Origin of the sequence: Paenibacillus sp. FSL R5-0908 (assembly GCF_038006245.1) — a bacterium.
Lineage (GTDB): Bacteria > Bacillota > Bacilli > Paenibacillales > Paenibacillaceae > Paenibacillus_AQ > Paenibacillus_AQ odorifer.
In genome coordinates this window covers 4,055,963-4,074,667 of sequence record NZ_JBBOUV010000001.1, presented here as the reverse complement: position 1 = coordinate 4,074,667, position 18,705 = coordinate 4,055,963, and the positions used below count along the sequence as shown (strand labels likewise).

At 38.5% G+C, this 18,705-nt stretch carries 20 protein-coding genes; 13 read left to right on the top strand and 7 right to left on the bottom strand.

The window, feature by feature from the left end:
* Nucleotides 1–110 precede the first annotated feature (110 nt).
* From MKZ09_RS18395 to MKZ09_RS18355, 10 genes are all read left to right on the top strand, one after another.
* On the top strand, nucleotides 111–491 hold the full coding sequence (locus MKZ09_RS18395; protein ID WP_076132994.1) for a GntR family transcriptional regulator: 381 nt from the start codon (nucleotides 111–113) through the stop codon (nucleotides 489–491).
* Nucleotides 488–1,357, top strand: a complete 870-nt coding sequence (locus MKZ09_RS18390; RefSeq protein ID WP_076201129.1) for an ABC transporter ATP-binding protein — start codon at nucleotides 488–490, stop codon at nucleotides 1,355–1,357. The genes MKZ09_RS18395 and MKZ09_RS18390 overlap by 4 nt, the downstream gene beginning before the upstream one ends.
* Nucleotides 1,350–1,985: an ABC-2 transporter permease gene (locus tag MKZ09_RS34495; RefSeq protein ID WP_076201131.1), complete on the top strand. Its 636-nt coding sequence runs from the start codon at nucleotides 1,350–1,352 to the stop codon at nucleotides 1,983–1,985. The genes MKZ09_RS18390 and MKZ09_RS34495 overlap by 8 nt, the downstream gene beginning before the upstream one ends.
* Nucleotides 1,986–2,002: 17 nt before the next feature.
* Nucleotides 2,003–2,641, top strand: coding sequence for an ABC-2 transporter permease (locus MKZ09_RS18385; RefSeq protein WP_076201133.1), 639 nt, complete (start codon nucleotides 2,003–2,005; stop codon nucleotides 2,639–2,641).
* Nucleotides 2,642–2,722: 81 nt separating this feature from the next.
* Entirely contained in the window at nucleotides 2,723–3,817 is a 1,095-nt protein-coding gene (locus tag MKZ09_RS18380) for a HAMP domain-containing sensor histidine kinase (RefSeq protein WP_076201136.1), read from the top strand.
* Nucleotides 3,818–4,005: 188 nt separating this feature from the next.
* A complete protein-coding gene (locus tag MKZ09_RS18375) occupies nucleotides 4,006–4,422 on the top strand; it encodes a MarR family winged helix-turn-helix transcriptional regulator (protein WP_239498746.1) in 417 nt (138 codons plus the stop codon).
* A 62-nt stretch (nucleotides 4,423–4,484) separates the two neighbouring features.
* Nucleotides 4,485–4,697 (top strand): DUF896 domain-containing protein, encoded by a 213-nt coding sequence (locus tag MKZ09_RS18370; protein ID WP_036676956.1) that lies wholly within the window; start codon nucleotides 4,485–4,487, stop codon nucleotides 4,695–4,697.
* Nucleotides 4,698–4,977: 280 nt separating this feature from the next.
* Entirely contained in the window at nucleotides 4,978–5,916 is a 939-nt protein-coding gene (locus MKZ09_RS18365; protein WP_076201138.1) for an alpha/beta fold hydrolase, read from the top strand.
* 146 nt (nucleotides 5,917–6,062) lie between these two features.
* Nucleotides 6,063–7,940: an asparagine synthase (glutamine-hydrolyzing) gene (asnB, locus tag MKZ09_RS18360; RefSeq protein ID WP_076201140.1), complete on the top strand. Its 1,878-nt coding sequence runs from the start codon at nucleotides 6,063–6,065 to the stop codon at nucleotides 7,938–7,940.
* A gap of 16 nt (nucleotides 7,941–7,956) precedes the next feature.
* Complete coding sequence (locus MKZ09_RS18355) at nucleotides 7,957–8,391, top strand: putative immunity protein (protein ID WP_218643090.1); 435 nt, start codon at nucleotides 7,957–7,959, stop codon at nucleotides 8,389–8,391.
* 644 nt (nucleotides 8,392–9,035) lie between these two features.
* Here the strand turns inward: MKZ09_RS18355 and MKZ09_RS18350 are convergent.
* From MKZ09_RS18350 to MKZ09_RS18325, 6 genes are all read right to left on the bottom strand, one after another.
* Nucleotides 9,036–9,572 (bottom strand): TetR/AcrR family transcriptional regulator, encoded by a 537-nt coding sequence (locus tag MKZ09_RS18350; protein WP_076201142.1) that lies wholly within the window; start codon nucleotides 9,570–9,572, stop codon nucleotides 9,036–9,038.
* A gap of 150 nt (nucleotides 9,573–9,722) precedes the next feature.
* Nucleotides 9,723–10,358, bottom strand: a complete 636-nt coding sequence (locus tag MKZ09_RS18345) for an FMN-dependent NADH-azoreductase (RefSeq protein WP_076201144.1) — start codon at nucleotides 10,356–10,358, stop codon at nucleotides 9,723–9,725.
* A gap of 237 nt (nucleotides 10,359–10,595) precedes the next feature.
* On the bottom strand, nucleotides 10,596–11,177 hold the full coding sequence (locus MKZ09_RS18340) for an ATP-binding protein (protein ID WP_143767274.1): 582 nt from the start codon (nucleotides 11,175–11,177) through the stop codon (nucleotides 10,596–10,598).
* Between the two features lie 446 nt (nucleotides 11,178–11,623).
* Nucleotides 11,624–13,123 carry an alpha/beta hydrolase family protein gene (locus MKZ09_RS18335; protein WP_076201149.1) on the bottom strand — a complete coding sequence of 500 codons (1,500 nt, stop codon included), beginning with the start codon at nucleotides 13,121–13,123 and terminating at the stop codon, nucleotides 11,624–11,626.
* A gap of 270 nt (nucleotides 13,124–13,393) precedes the next feature.
* A complete protein-coding gene (locus tag MKZ09_RS18330; protein ID WP_076201151.1) occupies nucleotides 13,394–13,627 on the bottom strand; it encodes a transcriptional regulator in 234 nt (77 codons plus the stop codon).
* A 312-nt stretch (nucleotides 13,628–13,939) separates the two neighbouring features.
* Nucleotides 13,940–14,491: a TetR/AcrR family transcriptional regulator gene (locus MKZ09_RS18325; RefSeq protein ID WP_076201153.1), complete on the bottom strand. Its 552-nt coding sequence runs from the start codon at nucleotides 14,489–14,491 to the stop codon at nucleotides 13,940–13,942.
* 147 nt (nucleotides 14,492–14,638) lie between these two features.
* Between MKZ09_RS18325 and MKZ09_RS18320 the strand changes: the two genes are divergently transcribed.
* The 3 genes from MKZ09_RS18320 (at nucleotide 14,639) to MKZ09_RS18310 (ending at nucleotide 16,850) form a co-directional block, all read left to right on the top strand.
* On the top strand, nucleotides 14,639–15,562 hold the full coding sequence (locus tag MKZ09_RS18320; protein ID WP_076201155.1) for a ketopantoate reductase family protein: 924 nt from the start codon (nucleotides 14,639–14,641) through the stop codon (nucleotides 15,560–15,562).
* Between the two features lie 708 nt (nucleotides 15,563–16,270).
* Complete coding sequence (locus tag MKZ09_RS18315; protein ID WP_076133030.1) at nucleotides 16,271–16,510, top strand: helix-turn-helix transcriptional regulator; 240 nt, start codon at nucleotides 16,271–16,273, stop codon at nucleotides 16,508–16,510.
* The gene (locus tag MKZ09_RS18310) at nucleotides 16,500–16,850 is read left to right on the top strand and encodes a hypothetical protein (RefSeq protein WP_036677002.1); all 351 of its coding nucleotides are present in this window, start codon (nucleotides 16,500–16,502) and stop codon (nucleotides 16,848–16,850) included. The genes MKZ09_RS18315 and MKZ09_RS18310 overlap by 11 nt, the downstream gene beginning before the upstream one ends.
* Before the next feature lie 240 nt (nucleotides 16,851–17,090).
* Here MKZ09_RS18310 and MKZ09_RS18305 read toward each other — a convergent pair whose 3' ends face one another.
* A complete protein-coding gene (locus MKZ09_RS18305) occupies nucleotides 17,091–18,569 on the bottom strand; it encodes a serine hydrolase domain-containing protein (RefSeq protein WP_076201160.1) in 1,479 nt (492 codons plus the stop codon).
* Between the last annotated feature and the right edge of the window lie 136 nt (nucleotides 18,570–18,705).

Sequence of the window (18,705 nt, the reverse complement as noted above, 5' to 3'; positions counted from 1 at the left end):
GAATCAGCTTTTTTGCCGATACAAGAAAGGTAATTGACAACATTGAGTATAGTGTATATATTACATATATACATTGATAACACATAAACTAGGAGTGAGGGCACGATTCCATGAACATATTGATATCCAACACTTCCGGTGAACCCATCTATGCACAGATTGTCAGCCAGATCCGCCAGATGATTCTGCAAGGAGAGTTAGTGTCTGGCACCCCATTACCTTCTATCCGGCTATTAGCTAAAGAACTGCAGATTAGCGTAATTACAACGAAACGAGCCTATGAAGAACTGGAGAGAGAAGGGCTTATCAATTCAATTGTGGGGAAAGGTTCCTTTGTTTCTGGTGCAGATCAGGAGTTTATTCGGGAACAACGGCTACGGATTATGGAGCACAAAATGAAGGAGATTATCGACGAGAGTAAAATGCTGGGGATTAATTTTGCTGAATTTAGTGAAATGTTGAAATTGCTTTATGAGGAGGAGACAGAATGAAAGAAGTCATTCAATTGGACCAAATTTCTAAAAAATATGGCCATTTTAGCCTATGCGAACTTACGTTCGGTATTAAAGAAGGGTATATCACGGGGTTAATTGGGCCGAATGGGGCAGGGAAAACAACATTAATAAAAATGATGATGGGGATGGTGTTTCCTGATCGCGGCAGCGTCAAGATTTTTGACCAAGAGATGTCTATGCATGAAGCAGAGAATAAGGATCGGATTGGCTATGTCTCCGATGAGAATTACTTTTACGATCAATTAACCATCGATCAGATGAGTAAGATTATTGCTCCTTTTTATAGTCGTTGGGATCAAGAAACGTATAGGAAATACATAGAGATGTTCAAGCTTTCCCCGCGGAAAAAGATTAAGGAGCTCTCCAAAGGAATGAAAATGAAGTATTCGCTCGCCATTGCCTTATCACATGGTGCAGATCTGCTCATTATGGATGAACCTACTGCAGGACTTGATCCTATATTCCGAAGAGAGTTGCTTGATTTGCTTAGTGAGCATATCCAGGATGAAAAGAAGTCTATTCTTTTTTCAACGCATAATACGACTGATTTGGACCGGATCGCGGACTATATTGTTTTTGTGAACGAAGGGCACCTAGTATTTAATGAAATGAAGGAATCACTAGCCAACAAATATATGATGGTTAAAGGAAACAAAGAGTTGCTTGATCGGGATGTGCGAAAATGGTTCATCGGGCTTAGAGAGACGGAAGTTGGTTTCGAGGGGCTTCTGAACAATCGCTCTGAAGGGGAACACTTCTTTAGAGATCATGCCATATGCGAAACACCTACCCTGGAAGAAATCATGTATTTTACGGTAAAGGGAAACGCTTTGTATGTTTAACCTCTTTTTGCTGATTCGAAAAGATTTTATCCTACTGCGGAATTTTATCCCTATATTTCTCTTGAGTATCTTGTTTATTGCATATGTTCAACTGGATAACTCCAGCATGTTTGCTACATTTCAATCTTTACTGTTGCTCGTATACTCCTGTTCTATGGATGTATTGAATAACAACACAAAGTTTGTTATAGGGTTGCCAGTAAGACGGCAAGAGATTATCTTGGCTAAATACTTATCACTTATTCCTTATTGTTTCATCGGTTTGGTTTGCTCTTTCGCTTTGTTACTAATTTCCTTTTCATTGGGATATTCTATTAGCCCGTTTTATTGGATAGGGGTATCTTTAACGTTACTTATGATTCCTTTGTCTGCGTCTATTTATCTGCCGATTCATTATTGGCTTGGTTCCAAAAACTATTACTTCAATATCCTTTTTAATGTAGTAATAACGATAACCACCCTAAACACTGGATCTTCACTCTCGAATTCATCTTTTTTCTTAACAATTACCCATTTAAAGCTGCAAGATCATCTGGTGCCGGTTGGTTTGATAGGGATTGTTTATCTATCTATATTGTACTGCTCGTATAGAATTTCACTACGATTATTTAGTAAGGAAGAGTTATAAGCTAAGGAGGACGTAAAGTGCATAAATCATTTTTTTTAATTCAAAAAGACTTCATTCTTCTGCGTAAATTTCTGATGCTGCTAATCCCTTTCTTTATTTTTATAGCGTACTCGAACTATCATAGCTTCAGTTTATTTACGGTAATGCCACCCATGCTGTTATTGATAAGCTCCTGCTCAATGGATACTCAGCAGATGACACAACGGTTTCTCGTTAATCTCCCTGTAAGGAGACAAGAGCTTGTCCGTGCCAAATACTTATCGATCCTTCCGCATGCGCTTGTTGGGCTGGCAGCAACGTCCTTTACCTATCTCCTGATTATTGTAACAGGCAAAGCCGTAACCCCTCATTTTTGGCAAGAGGTTGGCATTACGATATCCATTTTCCCTCTCCTTGCGATGCTTTATTTACCGATTCATTACTGGTTAGGGGCAAAGGGAGCGCAAGTGGTTAATCTTGTTTTTATGATGATTGTAATGTTTGGACCGAACGTGTTTAGCTTTTTGATCCAGTGGATCCCTGATGTGAACAGATGGCTGAGTTTTGGAGTGAAAGGTACAGTCATTCCCTTTATAATCCTAGGGCTGGCTTATGTATTCTTGCTTAGCTGTTCATATATCATTTCTCTGCGGATTTTTGTGCGGAAAGATCTTTGATTCGAAGGATTTGAGATTTTGAATGAATTCATATACCATTGTCACTACAAAGATAAATAGTAGGGGAAGGGTATACAACCAATGCCTAAAATGATTTATAGCTTTCGTACAAAAATGATTATGCTGCTGATGGCCAGTATGCTTGTATCCGGTGGAATTACCTTTTCAATCTATAAAATTCTGCAGAGATATTATCGATCAGAGGTCTTATTAGAAAATCCATTGACTAAAGTTCGCTACTTGATGCGGGATATCGGTGATGTTAATGCATTTTTGATTATCTTCATTCCTTTGGCCATCTTATTCTTTTTTATATTTACTAAACCATATGCAAATTATTTCAAGGAAATCTCGAAAGGGATCCATCAGCTGGCGTCGGGTGATTTCTCGGAGCGGGTGGATATCCCTTCTAAAGATGAGTTCGGCCTTATTGGCCATGATATCAATCTGGCTATTGATCATCTACAGGAAGCTATTGAGCGGGGCGACTTTGCGGAGAGCAGTAAAGATCAACTTGTATTAAATCTGGCACATGATCTGCGTACACCACTTACCTCCGTTATAGGTTATTTGGATTTTATCTTGAAGGACAATGAATTAACGCCAGAACAGACCAGACATTATACAACGATTGCTTATACTAAATCTCAACGTTTGGAAAAATTAATTGATGAGCTATTTGAAATCACAAGAATGAACTATGGTAAGCTTACGCTTGAAAAAACCTCGATCGACCTGAGTGAGCTTCTTTTACAGTTAAATGAAGAGTTATATCCCGTTTTTGAAAAAAATGGTCTTATTTCCCGCTTGGATGTAACCCAACCTCTGAAGATAGAGGGTGACGGTGAACTGCTGGCGCGTGTATTTGAGAATCTCCTCACCAACGCAGCGCGATATGGAAGCGACGGTCAATTTATTGATATTCATGGTTATCTAGAAGAAAACGAAGTCGTTATTGAGATTATTAACTATGGAGATTGTATTGATCCGGAAGAGCTGCCGCGTATTTTTGATATGTTCTACACCGGGGATCGAGCACGAACGCATCCCACAGGGAGTACGGGACTGGGCTTATTTATCACTAAAAACATTGTGGAACAACATGCTGGTACAGTTTCTGCACAAAGCAGCGTAGTGCGGACGATGTTTGAAGTACGGCTTCCACAAAATAATTGAGAACGAAGTCAAGTGTCGACTGAGCAGGAGTAAAACCGAGATCTACATGATCTTGTGGTGTTACTCCTTTTTAATGGTTTGGTCAGCAGACAGGATGAACGTTACCGGACATTTATTTGAAATTTTTAATAAATCGTGATATTATTAGCTTGCTAAGTAATTTGTATGGCAGTACGGAGGAAATATCTGTGATAGAAGATGAGATAAGGGAACTACTGGATAGAATATCAGCGGAAATGCGTAGAGATTATGCAGAGCTGCTTAGAGAACTTAATCTTCATGTGGGTCAAGAACAGTTATTATGCCGGTTATGGAGAACAGATGGAATGACACAGATACAGCTAAGTGAACGCTTGAATTGTGAGCCTCCAACCATAACAAATATGGTGAAATCTCTTGAAAATCATGGGTTTGTTGTTCGAAAAAGAGATCCTGAAGATGGCAGAGTTAGCCGAGTGTATCTAACCCTAGCCGGACGAAGTCTCTGCGAACCTGTGGAACAGATTTGGAACAAACAGCTGGATAAATTACTAGCCGGAATTATACCTGAAGAACGTTTATTATTAAGAAGACTTATGAAACAAATGGCTGATAATTTAGCTTGAATCAGGACCTATCCGCCATAACCATTAGTAAGCTAATTAAAACCAAGAAAAGAGGAACATAGATGATTACAAGTTTGACTCGCATCAATGAATTAGCTAAGAAAGAACGTGAAGTAGGCCTTACACAAGGCGAATGGGTTGAACAGATCGCTTTGCGTGAAGACTACCTGCGTGAAATTCGTGGACAAGTCCGTAACAGTCTTTCTGGAGTGACAATTTTAGATCCGGATGGAAACGATGTAACCCCTGAGAAGCTTCGTGCAGCGCGTAAATAATCAATGAACTAATAGTGGAAACAACTACACCTTTAGATAACGTTAGATTAGCCTATGGCTGATCGACGGATATCTAGAGGTGTTTTTTGTTATATAAATCTTAACAGAAGCTTAATTCGTTATCATTAGGAGCTGGTGAAAGTTAAGAATCAATTAAACTTGCGTTACACAGGATCTAAGACTGGATTGTTAGAATGAAATAGACAAAAGATAAGGGATAACATGAAGGGGTGCAGAAGTTGGAGAAATTAAAAGAAACATCAAGGAAGGAAATGAAAGTATGAAAAAAACATTATTAATTTTACTTAAAGTAATAGTCGCTATAGTCATACTCATAGCACTTTTTCTGGTCATCGTTTTTACAGTCAATGTGATCAGCAATAAAGTGGAGAAAGGAAAAATAGAACCCTATGGTCAGCTTGTACCTGTCGACGGGAAAAAGATGAATGTAACCATACAAGGGCAAGGCAAGGAAACGGTCGTGTTACTCCCAGGGTTTGGAACCGCATCACCCGTAATTGATTTCAAACCACTTGTAGATGAACTGACTCCTTTCTATAAAGTTGTAGTAGTTGAGCCGTTTGGTTATGGTCTAAGTGATGTCACCACAAAAGAACGAACGGTCGACAATATCGTGAGTGAGCTTCATGAAGCTTTACAAGAATTAAAGATAGATCGTTATATTCTGATGGGACATTCTATAGCGGGAATTTACGGACTGGACTATGTGAACAAATACGAAAACGAAGTTAGTGCATTCGTAGGCATCGACAGCAGCGTACCCACACAAGGGGGCAACGATGAAGAATTTCCATCTGGAACCTATAAGCTGCTTAAAAAATCAGGATTTATGCGATTGATGGTAAAACTCAACCCGGCCCAAATCGTTACACCAAGTGATGATGAGGAAACTAAAGAACAAAATAGAATGATTTCACTTAAAAACATGATGAATCCTAATATCATCAGCGAAGCAGAGCATTTTAAAAGCAATTTCAAAGCCACGGAAACATTAAATTTCCCTAAAGATCTTCCTGTTATTTTCTTCCTTGTGAAAGAAAATACGGATGTTCCAGGCTGGGAATCCCTGCATAAAGAACAGATAAAAGACTCCTTACACGGGAAATTGATGTTGCTTGATGGGGAGCATTATTTGCACCATACCCGATCTAAAGAGATTGTCGAGAACTTTAGAAGCTTTATGGGAGAGATAAAGTAAGAATGAATGAGAAAAGCCTGCTAATTCAGGCTTTTCTTTTTTGTATTTTCAAATAAGTGAATCCTTTAGAAAAAAATGATAAATTTATCAAAGCAATTATGGGCACTCTATATCCTAATCTTTATAATAGGAAGGACTGCCATAGTATGTGCGGAATAGCAGGAATATTAAAATATAATGGACAGCCACCACATGAAGAAACCTTAAAGCAAATGACCGGGGTTATGAATCACCGAGGTCCCAATCATGAGGGAGTATGGCTCGATTCTCGCATTGGACTTGGTTTTCGCAGATTGTCTGTAATTGATTTACGTGATGGCAATCAACCGATGACCAATGAAGATCGTACCCTTTGGATTGTTTTTAATGGTGAAATCTATAATTATAAAAAACTACGAGATCAGTTAAAGCTAAAAGGACATCACTTTCAGACGCAATCAGATACAGAGGTCATTGTGCATTTATTTGAGGAATACGGCAAGGACTGTGTCCATCATTTACGTGGAATGTTTAGTTTTGCGATTTGGGATCTTAAGGAACAATCTCTTTTTGCTGCTAGAGATCATTTCGGGATCAAACCTTTTTATTATTACAAAGACGAAAATAATCTTTTATTTGCTTCAGAAATTAAAAGCATACTTGCAGTGCAAGGGGTACCCAGAAAGCTTCAATATCAAAGTTTATTCAGCTACTTAACTTTTCAGTATGTCCCGCATCCTGATACGATGTTTGAACACATTCATAAATTAGGACCTGCGGAGCGATTATTTGTTAACTCGGATGGTGAAATGAAGATCGAGAAATATTGGGAACCCCATTTTCAACCGGTAGAACGATCTTTAGCAGACTACGCAGAAGAAATTCAATGGAAATTGAAAGAGTCTGTAAATCTTCATTTACAAAGTGATGTGGATAGAGGATGTTTTTTGTCCAGTGGAATTGACTCCACCGCAATAGCTGCAATGATGAGAGCAGAAGAATCAACAAAGACCTTCTCGATTGGATTTGAAGGGCTGAACAATGAAACAATCATTGCAAATCAAACGGCAGCCAAACTGGGGACAGATCATTATTTTCACATTTTATCGCAAAAAGACTTTTTTGAAAGTATCCCGAAAACGGTCTGGCATCTAGATGAGCCAGTTGCAGACCCTTCCGCTATTGCACTCTATCATCTGAACCAGCTTGCAAAAGAACATGTCACGGTTGTCCTATCAGGGGAAGGCGCTGACGAATTATTCGGAGGGTATAGAATCTATAGAGAGCCAAATGCATTAAAACCGATAACCTGGATGCCTAACTTCATAAAGGATTCGTTACGAAAATCATTATCTGTATATCCCTATCATTTTTATGGCAAGAATTATTTACTTCGGGGTCTGACACCTTTAGAAGAGCGTTTTTTCGGAAATGCTAACATCTTTAACAAAAGCGGTAAGATGAACTTGCTCCACGAATCGGTACACGCTCAGAATAGCTTTTTACATCCTACGGATATCGTTAAGCCTTTTTATGATAAGACAGCTCACCTAGACCCTACGACAAGAATGCAGTTTATTGATATGAATTTTTGGTTACCTGGAGACATTTTATCAAAAGCAGATAAGCTGTCCATGGCACATTCATTAGAATTAAGAGTCCCGTTTTTAGATAAAGAGGTTTTCGAAACGGCTAGTAAAATACCTGTGTCCAATCGGATTGGGCAAAAAACAACAAAACTTGCTTTGCGTAAAGCTATGGAAGGAATCGTTCCGGAAGCTATTGTGAATCGCCCGAAACTAGGATTTCCCGTACCCATTCGTGATTGGCTCAAAACTCCAATTTCAGATATAATGTTCGAACAAATACGATATAGTGGCATTGAAGAAATATTCAATATGAATATCATCGAAGAGATGTTTACCCAGCACCGGAGTAATAAAGGCGACTATTCGCGTAGAATCTGGCTAATTTACATTTTTTCAGTATGGTACACTCTTTTTATAAAAGAAGATCTGAAGCAATTAAACAGTGCCGTGTTGTAATGGGGGAGTGGTGTGTTTGGAGTTTGAGGAATACGCGTGGAATAAACATGAGCAGCAAATAAGAGAAACTAAAGGATTTACTTACAGTACTCCAAAGATAAAGATTATAGATAACCATGAATTAAGAAATCGACTTGAAGTCATGCTTGAAAAGCTGCCGCAGAAGTTTCTGGCCAAATGGGCTTTGAAAGTAGCAGCTGAGCACCTGGATCATCTGGACCAGCAGCTTGTAAATGACCCGCGGATTGATTTAGGTATAGAAACGCTAGAAAAGCGTATAATTGGTGAGATTAGAGCCTTTGATTTAAGAAAAGTTGGATTCATAGTCAATGAATTGGCCAAAGAGTCCACAACCGAGGCTAGTAAGTATGCTGCCCGTTCTTTTGCACAAGCCATAGCAACTGGACATATGCGAGGACACGCTATGGTTTGCAGTGACTACGCAGTATAACTGGTGAATTACATATCAGATCGTTCTTCATTAGCTGAGGCAACAACTAAAGAACGGGAAAGACAATTAAGGTTAGCTGAAGAGTTACTTTGAAATTGAAGGTTTAATGATGAACATGTATGAGGATGATTCTAAAAGTTAAATAATGGTAATGAATAACTTTTTATATAATTGAGAGTTATGTAATCTAGCGCAACAATAAAACATAATCAGCATTTAAAGTTTTATGCGAGACTTGATGAGCTTTAAAGCTTAATACTCGTTTTAGATAATACGATTACTAAATAAGAATCAATTGCTTAGGAAAGGGCAGCAATTTTGAACATTGCTTAGATAATCATTAATAAACAGTAAATGGGCAATAATTTGGATCAAATTGGTTGCTTCCATTAATTTATATACTACTTCCTCACAAAACCCGTATTTTGTACATATGTCTATGAGTAGTATTTCAGCTCGGGTACCTGCGTTTGGTTCCAATTTTAAGGTATATACCTTTTTACAAGCTATGTCTAGCACCATCTTCTACAAGACAAGGTTATTTTCATTCACACCTAATTCTTGACGCTACAGATATCAATGGATTTCCTGAAACGTCGGTTTAAAATTTGATAAAAAAAGTATATAGAATAAATTACTATATACTAGCCTAAAATGATATTCTTCAAACGGCTAACCGCCGTATGCAAAGTTTCTTTTCCTTCTACACATGCCATTGCAACCCCATAAATGCCCCAACTCCAAAATGTAGCAAGTAAATAATGTTCTTCTTTCACACCATGTTCTTTATCTAATAAAGCTTGCAGAGTTTCCGTCAATCGTTGTTTAATTTCATAGTCCATTATCGATTTAAATTCTTCAAGTGCATGTTGACATTGTAGGGATAAATTTATTTGAGAACCCATGATAGCTTTTAGGGACATAATAATCGTTTGTTCATCGATGACTTCTTGTAATGCTACCTCTTTGAAAATTTCTTTCGTAAGAACTTCTTTTTGAATCACATTGATTAAATCGTATTTATCCAGAAAATGATAGTAAAACGTTGAACGGTTAATCTCTGCTTCTTGTGTAATATCAGCAATGGTAATATCACTAAAATCTTTTTCTCTGATCAGTCTCATAAAACCATTCATGATATTTTTTCTTGTCCGTTGAATCCGTGGATCTTGTTTTTTCATTCATACTTACCTTCTCTAAATACTATTATTTTTCAACACTTGTTAGATTACATGAATGACTTAATTATAACAGAAAATTTCCAAAAAAAATAAGCAATTCATGACCCATTTTGTATGGACCACGAATTGCAATATAAAGATAATAAACGATTAAAAGTTTCGTGCTAATTGCTTTGCACGCTCGATGCCTGCTGCTTTAATTTCCTCAGCTTTATTTGGCATTTTAGCATGACCTTCAATAAATAAACCTTCATATTCAGTAATACCCATGAAGTTCATAATATGTTTTAAATACCGATCGCCTAGCTCTTCATCTGCTAAATGACCTTCTGAATAAAAATCACCGCGAGCTTGAATGTGAAGCACTTTCTTACCATGAAGTAAGCCTATTGCACCAGTCTCCGTATATCTGAACGTCTTACCAGGTACAGCTACGGCATCAATATATGCTTTCACAACGGATGGGAATGAGAAGTTCCACATCGGCGTTACGAATATCATTTTATCCGTTGATATAAATTGATCGAGAATTTCGTTTAGGCGACCAACTTTCGCTAATTCCTCAGTTGAAAGAGTGTCTATTTGCTGTCCTGCACGAAGCTTTTCCCAACCACTGAAAACATCTGCATCTATATTTGGAATATCTTCCTTGAATAAATCTAAGGTCACGATTTCATTCGTTGGATTTGTTTCTTTATATGTTTCAATAAATGCCTTTCCTACTGCCATACTAAACGAACGATTTTCGTCATTGGGGTTTGCTGTAATAAATAATACCTTAGTGATAATAATCTCCTCTATTCTTTTAAGTTTACAACAACTGTTGTTAAAGTTAGTATAAAACGATTAATCTACTAAACAAACCATCAATTTTATCGAATTGTTGCAAATCCAACATTCAGCTGGTATTGACTATAAAATGAATAATCAGAATGTACCGATAAAATAAAAAAGCCGCTAAAATAGCGACTTTCAAAGGGAGTATGTTATTGTCCCTCGACACTATATGGATTGTGTCACAATCTAGGGGTTTATATATTTTATCTTTTTATCACTTCCTCTTCCGAGTTCCGAGCAATAACTAATCACCGGAAAACGAATCTTAACTGTCGTACCACACCCTACCCCGCTGCTAATGTGGACAGTACCTTGATGTTGATCGACGATCCAACGTGCGATCGATAGCCCTAGACCTGCTCCATGATCCCCTCTACTTCTAGAGGAATCTCCCTTATAAAAGCGATTAAATACGAGTGGTAATTCATGTTCCGAAATACCCACTCCGTTATCCTTGACGGTTACAAGAACTGATTTCCCCTGCCTAAGACACTCAAGATCGATTTGCCCATCCGCCTGCGTAAATTTAATGGCATTGTCCAACAAAATCATGAACAACTGTATGAGACGATTCTCATCTCCATTCATGAGCAATTCCGAGCCTTCGACATGAAGCTGTAACCGCAACTGCTTGTAATCCATTATTGGCTCCATTTTTTTGGCGATCTCTTTAATGATCACGTCAATACGAACAGGTGTGCATGAGATAACTTCCTCATGTGAATCGCCTCTTGCCAGAAGAAGCAGGCCGTCTACCATGTTGCTCATTCTTTTAGTTTCTTTCAGAATGGCTGAAATTGGAGCGCTTTCTTCCTCGATCGTATGATCGGGATGGCGTAACAATATTTGTGTTTGCCCACGGATCCCTTCCCCATCATAGCGCGACTATGTAGGTAACTTTAAGTCAATAAACACAAATGTACCTTCATAAAAAAAGAAAAGCCTGATCTAACAAGCTTTTGTCGAGTAGCTTATGTTGGCACTTTTGTGTCATTGGACAGTTCGTTATATACATGTCGGTGGACAAGAAGATTGTCTACTTCGGCTACGGTACTTTAAAGGGTAAAGTTACCGGCTAGCCGTTAGCTTAATAAAAAGACAGCCGATCATCTAGACGGCTGCCATCGTGTATGGATTGATCGATCTTTCCCCGTAAGCGTAATGATGTTGCTTCAGTGTAAAAAAACTGCAATCTTATTAACCTGCTCCGTAATTTATAGCGAGGTTACGAACTTCACCTCCGGAAAGCGGCTATCTGGTCCTTTCATTAAGATTCCGTCTTGATTTTTCAGATACATATCGAAGAAATTCAGCATATAGGTATTGGTAACGGAGTCCGCTCTATCGGGCTCAATCTTTCCTGTAATGCCCAGCATTTTGAAAATCGGAGAAATGAACTGTACGTCGGTAAAATTCAAATGCTCCGTATTTTCGATATAGAGGACTTGTCCCCCTTCGTCGACCGCTTTGCGCATCCGTTCTAGCTCTAACTTTTTATCTTCCGTTACTTGATCCTCCCACTCTCTGGTTGAGCCCATACGGTTAATTTCTGCATCCGTGTAGACCCGGTTATCCATCACCATTTTTAATTTTTCAAAATAGCTTTCCGAGTTGAGGAATAAAAACGGCTTTTGCAGTCCCTCTCTTTCACGCAGACGATAAAGCCCTCCATCCAGGTCGATGCCAACCGCGATTCGCGGATCGTAAGAAGCGTCATAAGCCGTTGCTCCACCGATAGAATGACCGAACACCCCGACATGGTCGAGATCAATCCAGCCTTTTAGATGACTTGGAATCTGCCCCGATTGGATAAGTTCGAATTGGTCCAGCACAAACACCACATCGTCGGTTAAAACTTTCCCTAACTTGTCGCGATTTCCGCTTTCCGTCCGATAATCATGGTCAGGCGAGAATAAGTCGTTGGTTGTGCTGGTCGTGATTCGACCGTCCGGAAACTCGGTTGCAGATGTGTTGTAGGTGTGGTCGATCATTGCCACGATATATCCGTGACTCGCGAGATATTCGGCTTGCGACGTGTGGAGGAACCTAGAAGAGCCGTTGCCGGGATTCCCAAGGATCAGTGGGTATGAAGTCTGCGCCGTAGAGATTTCCGCCTCCGCATATGCATGACTGGATACGTACTTCAGGTGTTGAAAAGTAAACCCGGGAAGACCATAGTTCGCGGCCATATAACTTAAAATCCGCGGTTCGGGAATAAAAGCAGTTCGCTTGCCACTACCAGCTTGAGTCGGATACCATACCTGAACCATCAATTCTCTTTTACCCTCTCTTGCTTTATCAAAAATCTCTTCCCTATTGGGATCCACTAAATGAAACGTTTGCGTTCCTACCTTAAATTTTCCTGTCAGTTCAGGGAGTTTAAATACAGGAAAAGCATACATGAGGACCGCTGTTCCGACCAGCATGATCGCTATAGCGGTATAAGCTGAACCCAACAGGAATCGAGGTTTTTTTTGGAAACTGCTTTTTTTAAAATAACTATAACTTGAACTGGCTAAAAAAAAGACCGTTATGCAATATGGGAAAAACAGCTGCACTCTGTATCCTTCCACCGTCCAATGAATGACCAGTAAAACTGCGGCGATCCCGCTTGCAATGAAAACTGGAATTATACGCTGACCTTTTTTTAATACAACTGTTAATACAAACAAACTGATGTTTGACAAATATAGCAATAATTCAAACAATCTCATCTCAAGTCTCCTTTAAAAAAATTTCATTTTCATTTGTTCCAATCACTCCTACCTAGCTTGCCTAACCTCCTCTCCTTTGCTGCTTCAGTATAAAGACGGTTTCTCAATCCAAAATGTATCAGTTTCGTTACTGTAAACTGCTTATTAGCTAATGAAAAGGCAGCCGATCATTTGACCGGCTGCCTTCTTATTTTGATTGAGCTATCGTTTATCATTATCTAGCTTAATGGATCACATTCGTATTCTTAATGTAACCTATCAACTATTCCATTAATCTCCCTTTACTTCATTATCGTTCGAAATTAATTCATACAAGTCACGAACATCACAACCGATGGAATCGGCGATCGATATGGCAATTTTGAGTGGCATCACTCTTTTGTTTTCAATAAAGTCGTAAACTCGTTCTGGTTTAAAAAGCAAGTCTTTTGCCAGCCATTCCGCTGACTTCCCGGATTCCATCAATCGTTCATTCAGTAAGCAACGTCCTAGTTCAAATTTCAAGAAGTGATGACCTCCCGCATAAGATAATACTTAACCTTAAGCGTTGTCCATTGCCAGCATGAATATACTTCATATATGATGCATAATAGCACTGTGTAGAAAATCTGCTAAATCCTCATTGCTATATGGATTAATTATGTTCATATCTCTCACTCCGTACATATATAAGCAATAACGCCCCATCTCGTGGTCTATAACATCGTCCACCTTAAGAGTAAGTTCGGTCAGTTTTTATGGAGTATATTGTGTAAACAAGCTTATGCCCGTTTTTTTATTGTTATAGAACATATGGATTTGGTTTGAATGACAGACTTATTCTTTAAAATAGGGCGTAATCCCTCTTGAATATAGGTTCTCCACTAACTTGGAAAATTCTTCTGACGATAAATCCTTTTGACGCTGGAGCCAAAGACGAAATAAAGAAAGAGCAGTTGTCAGGTGAAACTCAATGAAGTATGGCGTTAAGGATTGGTTTTGCGGAACGTTTAATTCTAATTGATCCAAAGTGATTTCTTTCTTTAAGCGTTTTGAAAAACGGGCACTTCCATAATCACCCAAAAGGGCATTAAGAACCAGGAGATGTTCTTTTTTATCCAGACAATTGAGCGTATCTTGAACCGTATCCATCGATCGCTCATTATTCGCCAATTCTTTTTTCATGTCATTCAATAAGTCATTTTCAACAGAGTCTAACAATTCGTAAATGTCAGTAAAGTATTGATAAAAGGTGCTGCGGTTATATCCTGACTTATTCGAGATTTCCTGAATCGAAATTTTTTCAATCGGCTTTTGGCTATATAACTCACAAAAAACTTCTACAAACTTTTGTCTTGTTTTCTCCGTTATTTGGGGTTGCTTTTTCATGTTTCCCTCCTACTAGGAATAAGAATATCATCCGACAAATCATAAAAAACTGATGGTTGATCAAGGAATAATGAAGATTTATAATCACATCATACAACATGTTGTCGGATGATTAAAAGGGAATATTAATAAGTAGAGGTGGTTTATATGTCGGCAAAACAAGATAGAATTTTAATTTTTGGTGCAGGTGTCATCGGGAGCATGTACGCAATAAAGCTTATTGAAGCAGGGTTTGACGTTAGCCTGTTTGCACATTCGAATAGATATACATCATTAAGAGAAAATGGCCTGCAGTATATAGAAAAAGGTACAGTTAGATCGATACAAGTGAATGTCATTGATACGCTCGAAAATGACGATGTATACGATTTTATTTTCGTTACCGTTCGTTATGATCGGTCCGAATCAGCATTGTTAGCGCTAAAAGATAATCAAAGCAAAAATATAGTTACGATGATTAGTAATTCAATTGGATTTTCTTCGTGGCTGGATATCGTAGGGGATAGACTTTTACCAGCATTTCCAGGCTTCGGGGGACAGATTAAAGATGGAGTATTGCATACGCGATTTCTACCAAAGATTATAGCGGCAACTGCATTTGGAGAAATTAATGGTGCAGTGACAGAACGTATAGAAAATCTCGCAAAATTATTTAAAACTGCTAAGCTTCCCTATGTTATTAAAAAGGATATGCAAGCATATCTAATCACACATTCCGTATCAGATATTGCCATGTTGAGTTTTTTGCATTCTGAGAATAAGATTATTGACAAAAAAACAGCCAGCACCAGAAAGACGGCACGCAAAATAACAGTCACTTTAAAAGCGTATCTTAGGGAAATACAAAAAGCGGGCGTTTTAATTGATCCTCCAATACTTAAAATGGTGCTTAAATTTCCAAACTTATTTTTGGATCTTTTCTTTATGACATGGCTACGAACTAAGATGGTTAGGGATATGATGTTGCCGGATTATGCGAATAATGCTAACAATGAGATTGTACAGCTGAGTAATGATTTAATGAAATTTTTAAGTCCACATGATATCAAATCGGAAATACATGTTCAATAATTTTTTGTTAAAATAGTATGGTATTTTTTAATTTATTTCATTAAATCCTTCAATCAGGCATTAATCTGAATATGAAAATCTAAATATATAGTTTTTTCGTAGCATCCTTGAATAAACTAACGGGAAATGATAATTGAACAGCGGCAGTCTAAGACTTTATTTATCCAGTCTTGGACTGACGCTGCTTTATTATCCGGGACAGTCAGCTGATAAACGCATTTCAGTATTCAAAGTTTTACTCACACCTGGGGTGATTCCTATCTTGGTTGTGGTTCTTGCCTGGATGCTGGCTCATAATATTTTGTACATCTATATCTCTCCTTTCCTTGGGCACTCCTGCTTCTCTTGCTTCTTGCTCTGTTTGTTGCCTGGCGTGCTAAAAGGCATGGGTTTCGTCCATCCCAGATCCATTAAGTAATCCGATTGCCATCCGTCTGCTATTGACTGTGAATTGTTCTTGCACGATCGTGGCAATCATTCATCTATTTGCGCCACTGAAAATCATAAAATGCACCACCAAAAACCATAAATTATATCAGATCGATATGTGAACCAGGCGGAATCATGAATTTCGCCTGGTTCTTTTTGTATTCTAGTCTTGTAAATCAAGGCAATCTAAGTAAACATAAAGGTTTTATATTACTTAGTATAAGTATACTTTACTTTTATTAAAAATAAGTTTATAATTTGCTTCAAGAGGTGATGGTCATGAAGAAAGATTTTGGTGATTCAATATCCAATAAGGTTTATGAATATCGTGTACTTGCCAGAATGTCTCAGCAAGAATTAGCAGAGAAAGTCGGGGTTTCCAAACAAACCATTTTTGTAATGGAAAAAGGGAATTATGTTCCAACTCTGCTATTGGCTTTTCGAATTGCCGATTTTTTTAATGCTGATGTAAACGATGTTTTTACTTATTTGAAAGGAAATGATCAAAATGAAAATTAAGTCTATTTCTGATATCCATAACGCAATTTTTCACCCTTTAAAGTCCTGGGCTGAGCAATCTACGGGAAATTGGAATATTCTCATTGGAGTCGGTTTTTTACTGCTCATGGGTAGTGCGATTTTTACCTATGTATTTTATAAGAAGATTGGGCAAGACGATGAACGGACAAATAAAATCTTTTTGAAAAGCAGTTACTTTATGCTGTTGACAATTATTCTATGTGACATGATTTTTCCTAAAGAGTATATGTGGAACATCTTTTTCTTGTTCAAATATGCGCTAGCATTTTTAGCTGGTGGAATTTACATGGCCATCCAGTATAAAAAGGATTTGTCGTAAGGAAGGGTCGCAGAGCGAGGGCTAGCCAAGGATGAGGATTAGACAATGTTGATAAATATACTAACGAAGTGATATGGAAGTTCAATAGGTGCAATCGGGTTGTAAAATAAAATGCTAAAATCAAAAATATCCTATTATGTACCTTCTCCCTCTGCTTCTAGCGGAAATAGATACACGTTCTTGTCCATTTTTGGCAATGGTTACATGTTCTTGTCCTTTGATCGCGACAAGAACATGTATTCATAAATCAAAAAAACCTCGCTCTGCCCCTCCTCTTGTCAGACTATTATATCGGTGAGTGTATACAAACCATGTAATGCTTGCTGTTAATAATGCTGACGAAATCAAGGCTGTAAGAACACTATATGTTTGCCAAATAAGTATCGTTGACCAATCTAATGCACAGCACATTATACACAGGGCAATCGTAGCAATCAGCAAAATAGATGTTACGATTACTCGCTTTTTTGTCATTGGCTGCCGCCCATTCATTTTTCTTCTGCGTAATCCTAAGAGAAAGAACAGAACGGCCAATAGGCAAAAAATAATTGTGGTAGACGATAAAATGATGTCCAAAAGCTGTGTGCCGCTTATTTCATATGACTGCGTTAGATTGCCGTCTAATATATCTTTAACTTTTAGTACCATGCTTCTGTTGATATTGGCGCCGTTGGTCAGCAAGCAGACGGCTGTTCGTTCATTTGGCAGTATGATCACTTCGGTTCCAAAATTGGGATTTCCCCCGGGGTGCTCTATAATCGTTTGGTTGGCGTTTACCGTCCAGCCCGCCGCATAATACATTTCGTTAACAGCCGGAACAGACATATCCCCCTGATGTGATTTTTCGATAACCGTATGGAATCTTTCGGGTATGTCTTTCACAATACCCATCTGTATGCCCATCCAACGCGCCATATCTTTTGTACAAGAAATGATGTAGCCTGCGGGTTTATTCCCGGAATAATCCGGCGCGTTATATGGAGTTGTCATAAAAAATGATGAACGGTAGCCCTGTGCCAACTGTCCGGTGGCTTGAGCCTCTTCTTTATAAACATACGTCTGGTGAAGACCTAACGGCTGAAATACCTGTTCCCTCATAAAGTCTTCATAGCTTTGTCCCGACACAATCTCAATAACCAAACCCAATACGTCATAATTAACGGTTCCATAGCTATACTGTTCACCGGGAGGGAACGCCAACTCAGCATCTACGAGCATTTCCACAGTCTTTTGCAGCAAATCTGGTGTATTGCCTTGGGGAATATTTTGAGAATGCCTACCATTTGTTAGGCCGCTAGTATGGTGAAGAAAGTTATTGAGTGTAAGGCTTTGCATATCAACAGGTTTTCCTTGATACTTTAACGTAAACCAAGGTAAATATTTTTGGACAGTGTCAGTCATTGACAGCAGCCCTTGTTCCTCCAACAGCAGAATACCCATGCCGGTAAAGGCTTTACTGACCGAGGCCAGTTCATATAGTGTGTTCTCACTTGCAGACAACCCACTTTCACGGTCTGCATACCCGGAAGAAAAGTAGAATATTTCATCATCAGCTAGAATCGAGATTGACATTCCCGGCACACCTGATATACGACGGGCATCATCCAGCAACGCGTGTATTGCCGCAGATTGCGTATCTGACAACGCCGCATAACTTTGTGTTGCGAAACCTGAGAATAATATAAGTATCGTTAATACAAAAACAATAGTCTTTTTCATAAACTCTCCATTTCGAAAAAATTATGCGAGGATAATATAAACAACCCGTAGTACACCTTATCCGCCTAATGCGTCGCTCCATTATACTTAATGCTAGACGTTCAATGATTAGATTACTATTGTAAACTTCACAGAC

What these genes read in the sequence shown, in the direction of transcription:
- MKZ09_RS18395 (WP_076132994.1), top strand. Translation starts at nt 111, where the DNA reads ATGAACATATTGATATCCAACACTTCCGGTGAACCCATCTATGCACAG.
- MKZ09_RS18390 (WP_076201129.1), top strand. Translation starts at nt 488, where the DNA reads ATGAAAGAAGTCATTCAATTGGACCAAATTTCTAAAAAATATGGCCAT.
- MKZ09_RS34495 (WP_076201131.1), top strand. Translation starts at nt 1,350, where the DNA reads ATGTTTAACCTCTTTTTGCTGATTCGAAAAGATTTTATCCTACTGCGG.
- MKZ09_RS18380 (WP_076201136.1), top strand. Translation starts at nt 2,723, where the DNA reads ATGCCTAAAATGATTTATAGCTTTCGTACAAAAATGATTATGCTGCTG.
- MKZ09_RS18370 (WP_036676956.1), top strand. Translation starts at nt 4,485, where the DNA reads ATGATTACAAGTTTGACTCGCATCAATGAATTAGCTAAGAAAGAACGT.
- MKZ09_RS18365 (WP_076201138.1), top strand. Translation starts at nt 4,978, where the DNA reads ATGAAAAAAACATTATTAATTTTACTTAAAGTAATAGTCGCTATAGTC.
- asnB (WP_076201140.1), top strand. Translation starts at nt 6,063, where the DNA reads ATGTGCGGAATAGCAGGAATATTAAAATATAATGGACAGCCACCACAT.
- MKZ09_RS18350 (WP_076201142.1), bottom strand. Translation starts at nt 9,572, where the DNA reads ATGAAAAAACAAGATCCACGGATTCAACGGACAAGAAAAAATATCATG.
- MKZ09_RS18340 (WP_143767274.1), bottom strand. Translation starts at nt 11,177, where the DNA reads ATGAGCAACATGGTAGACGGCCTGCTTCTTCTGGCAAGAGGCGATTCA.
- MKZ09_RS18335 (WP_076201149.1), bottom strand. Translation starts at nt 13,123, where the DNA reads ATGAGATTGTTTGAATTATTGCTATATTTGTCAAACATCAGTTTGTTT.
- MKZ09_RS18325 (WP_076201153.1), bottom strand. Translation starts at nt 14,491, where the DNA reads ATGAAAAAGCAACCCCAAATAACGGAGAAAACAAGACAAAAGTTTGTA.
- MKZ09_RS18320 (WP_076201155.1), top strand. Translation starts at nt 14,639, where the DNA reads ATGTCGGCAAAACAAGATAGAATTTTAATTTTTGGTGCAGGTGTCATC.
- MKZ09_RS18315 (WP_076133030.1), top strand. Translation starts at nt 16,271, where the DNA reads ATGAAGAAAGATTTTGGTGATTCAATATCCAATAAGGTTTATGAATAT.
- MKZ09_RS18310 (WP_036677002.1), top strand. Translation starts at nt 16,500, where the DNA reads ATGAAAATTAAGTCTATTTCTGATATCCATAACGCAATTTTTCACCCT.
- MKZ09_RS18305 (WP_076201160.1), bottom strand. Translation starts at nt 18,569, where the DNA reads ATGAAAAAGACTATTGTTTTTGTATTAACGATACTTATATTATTCTCA.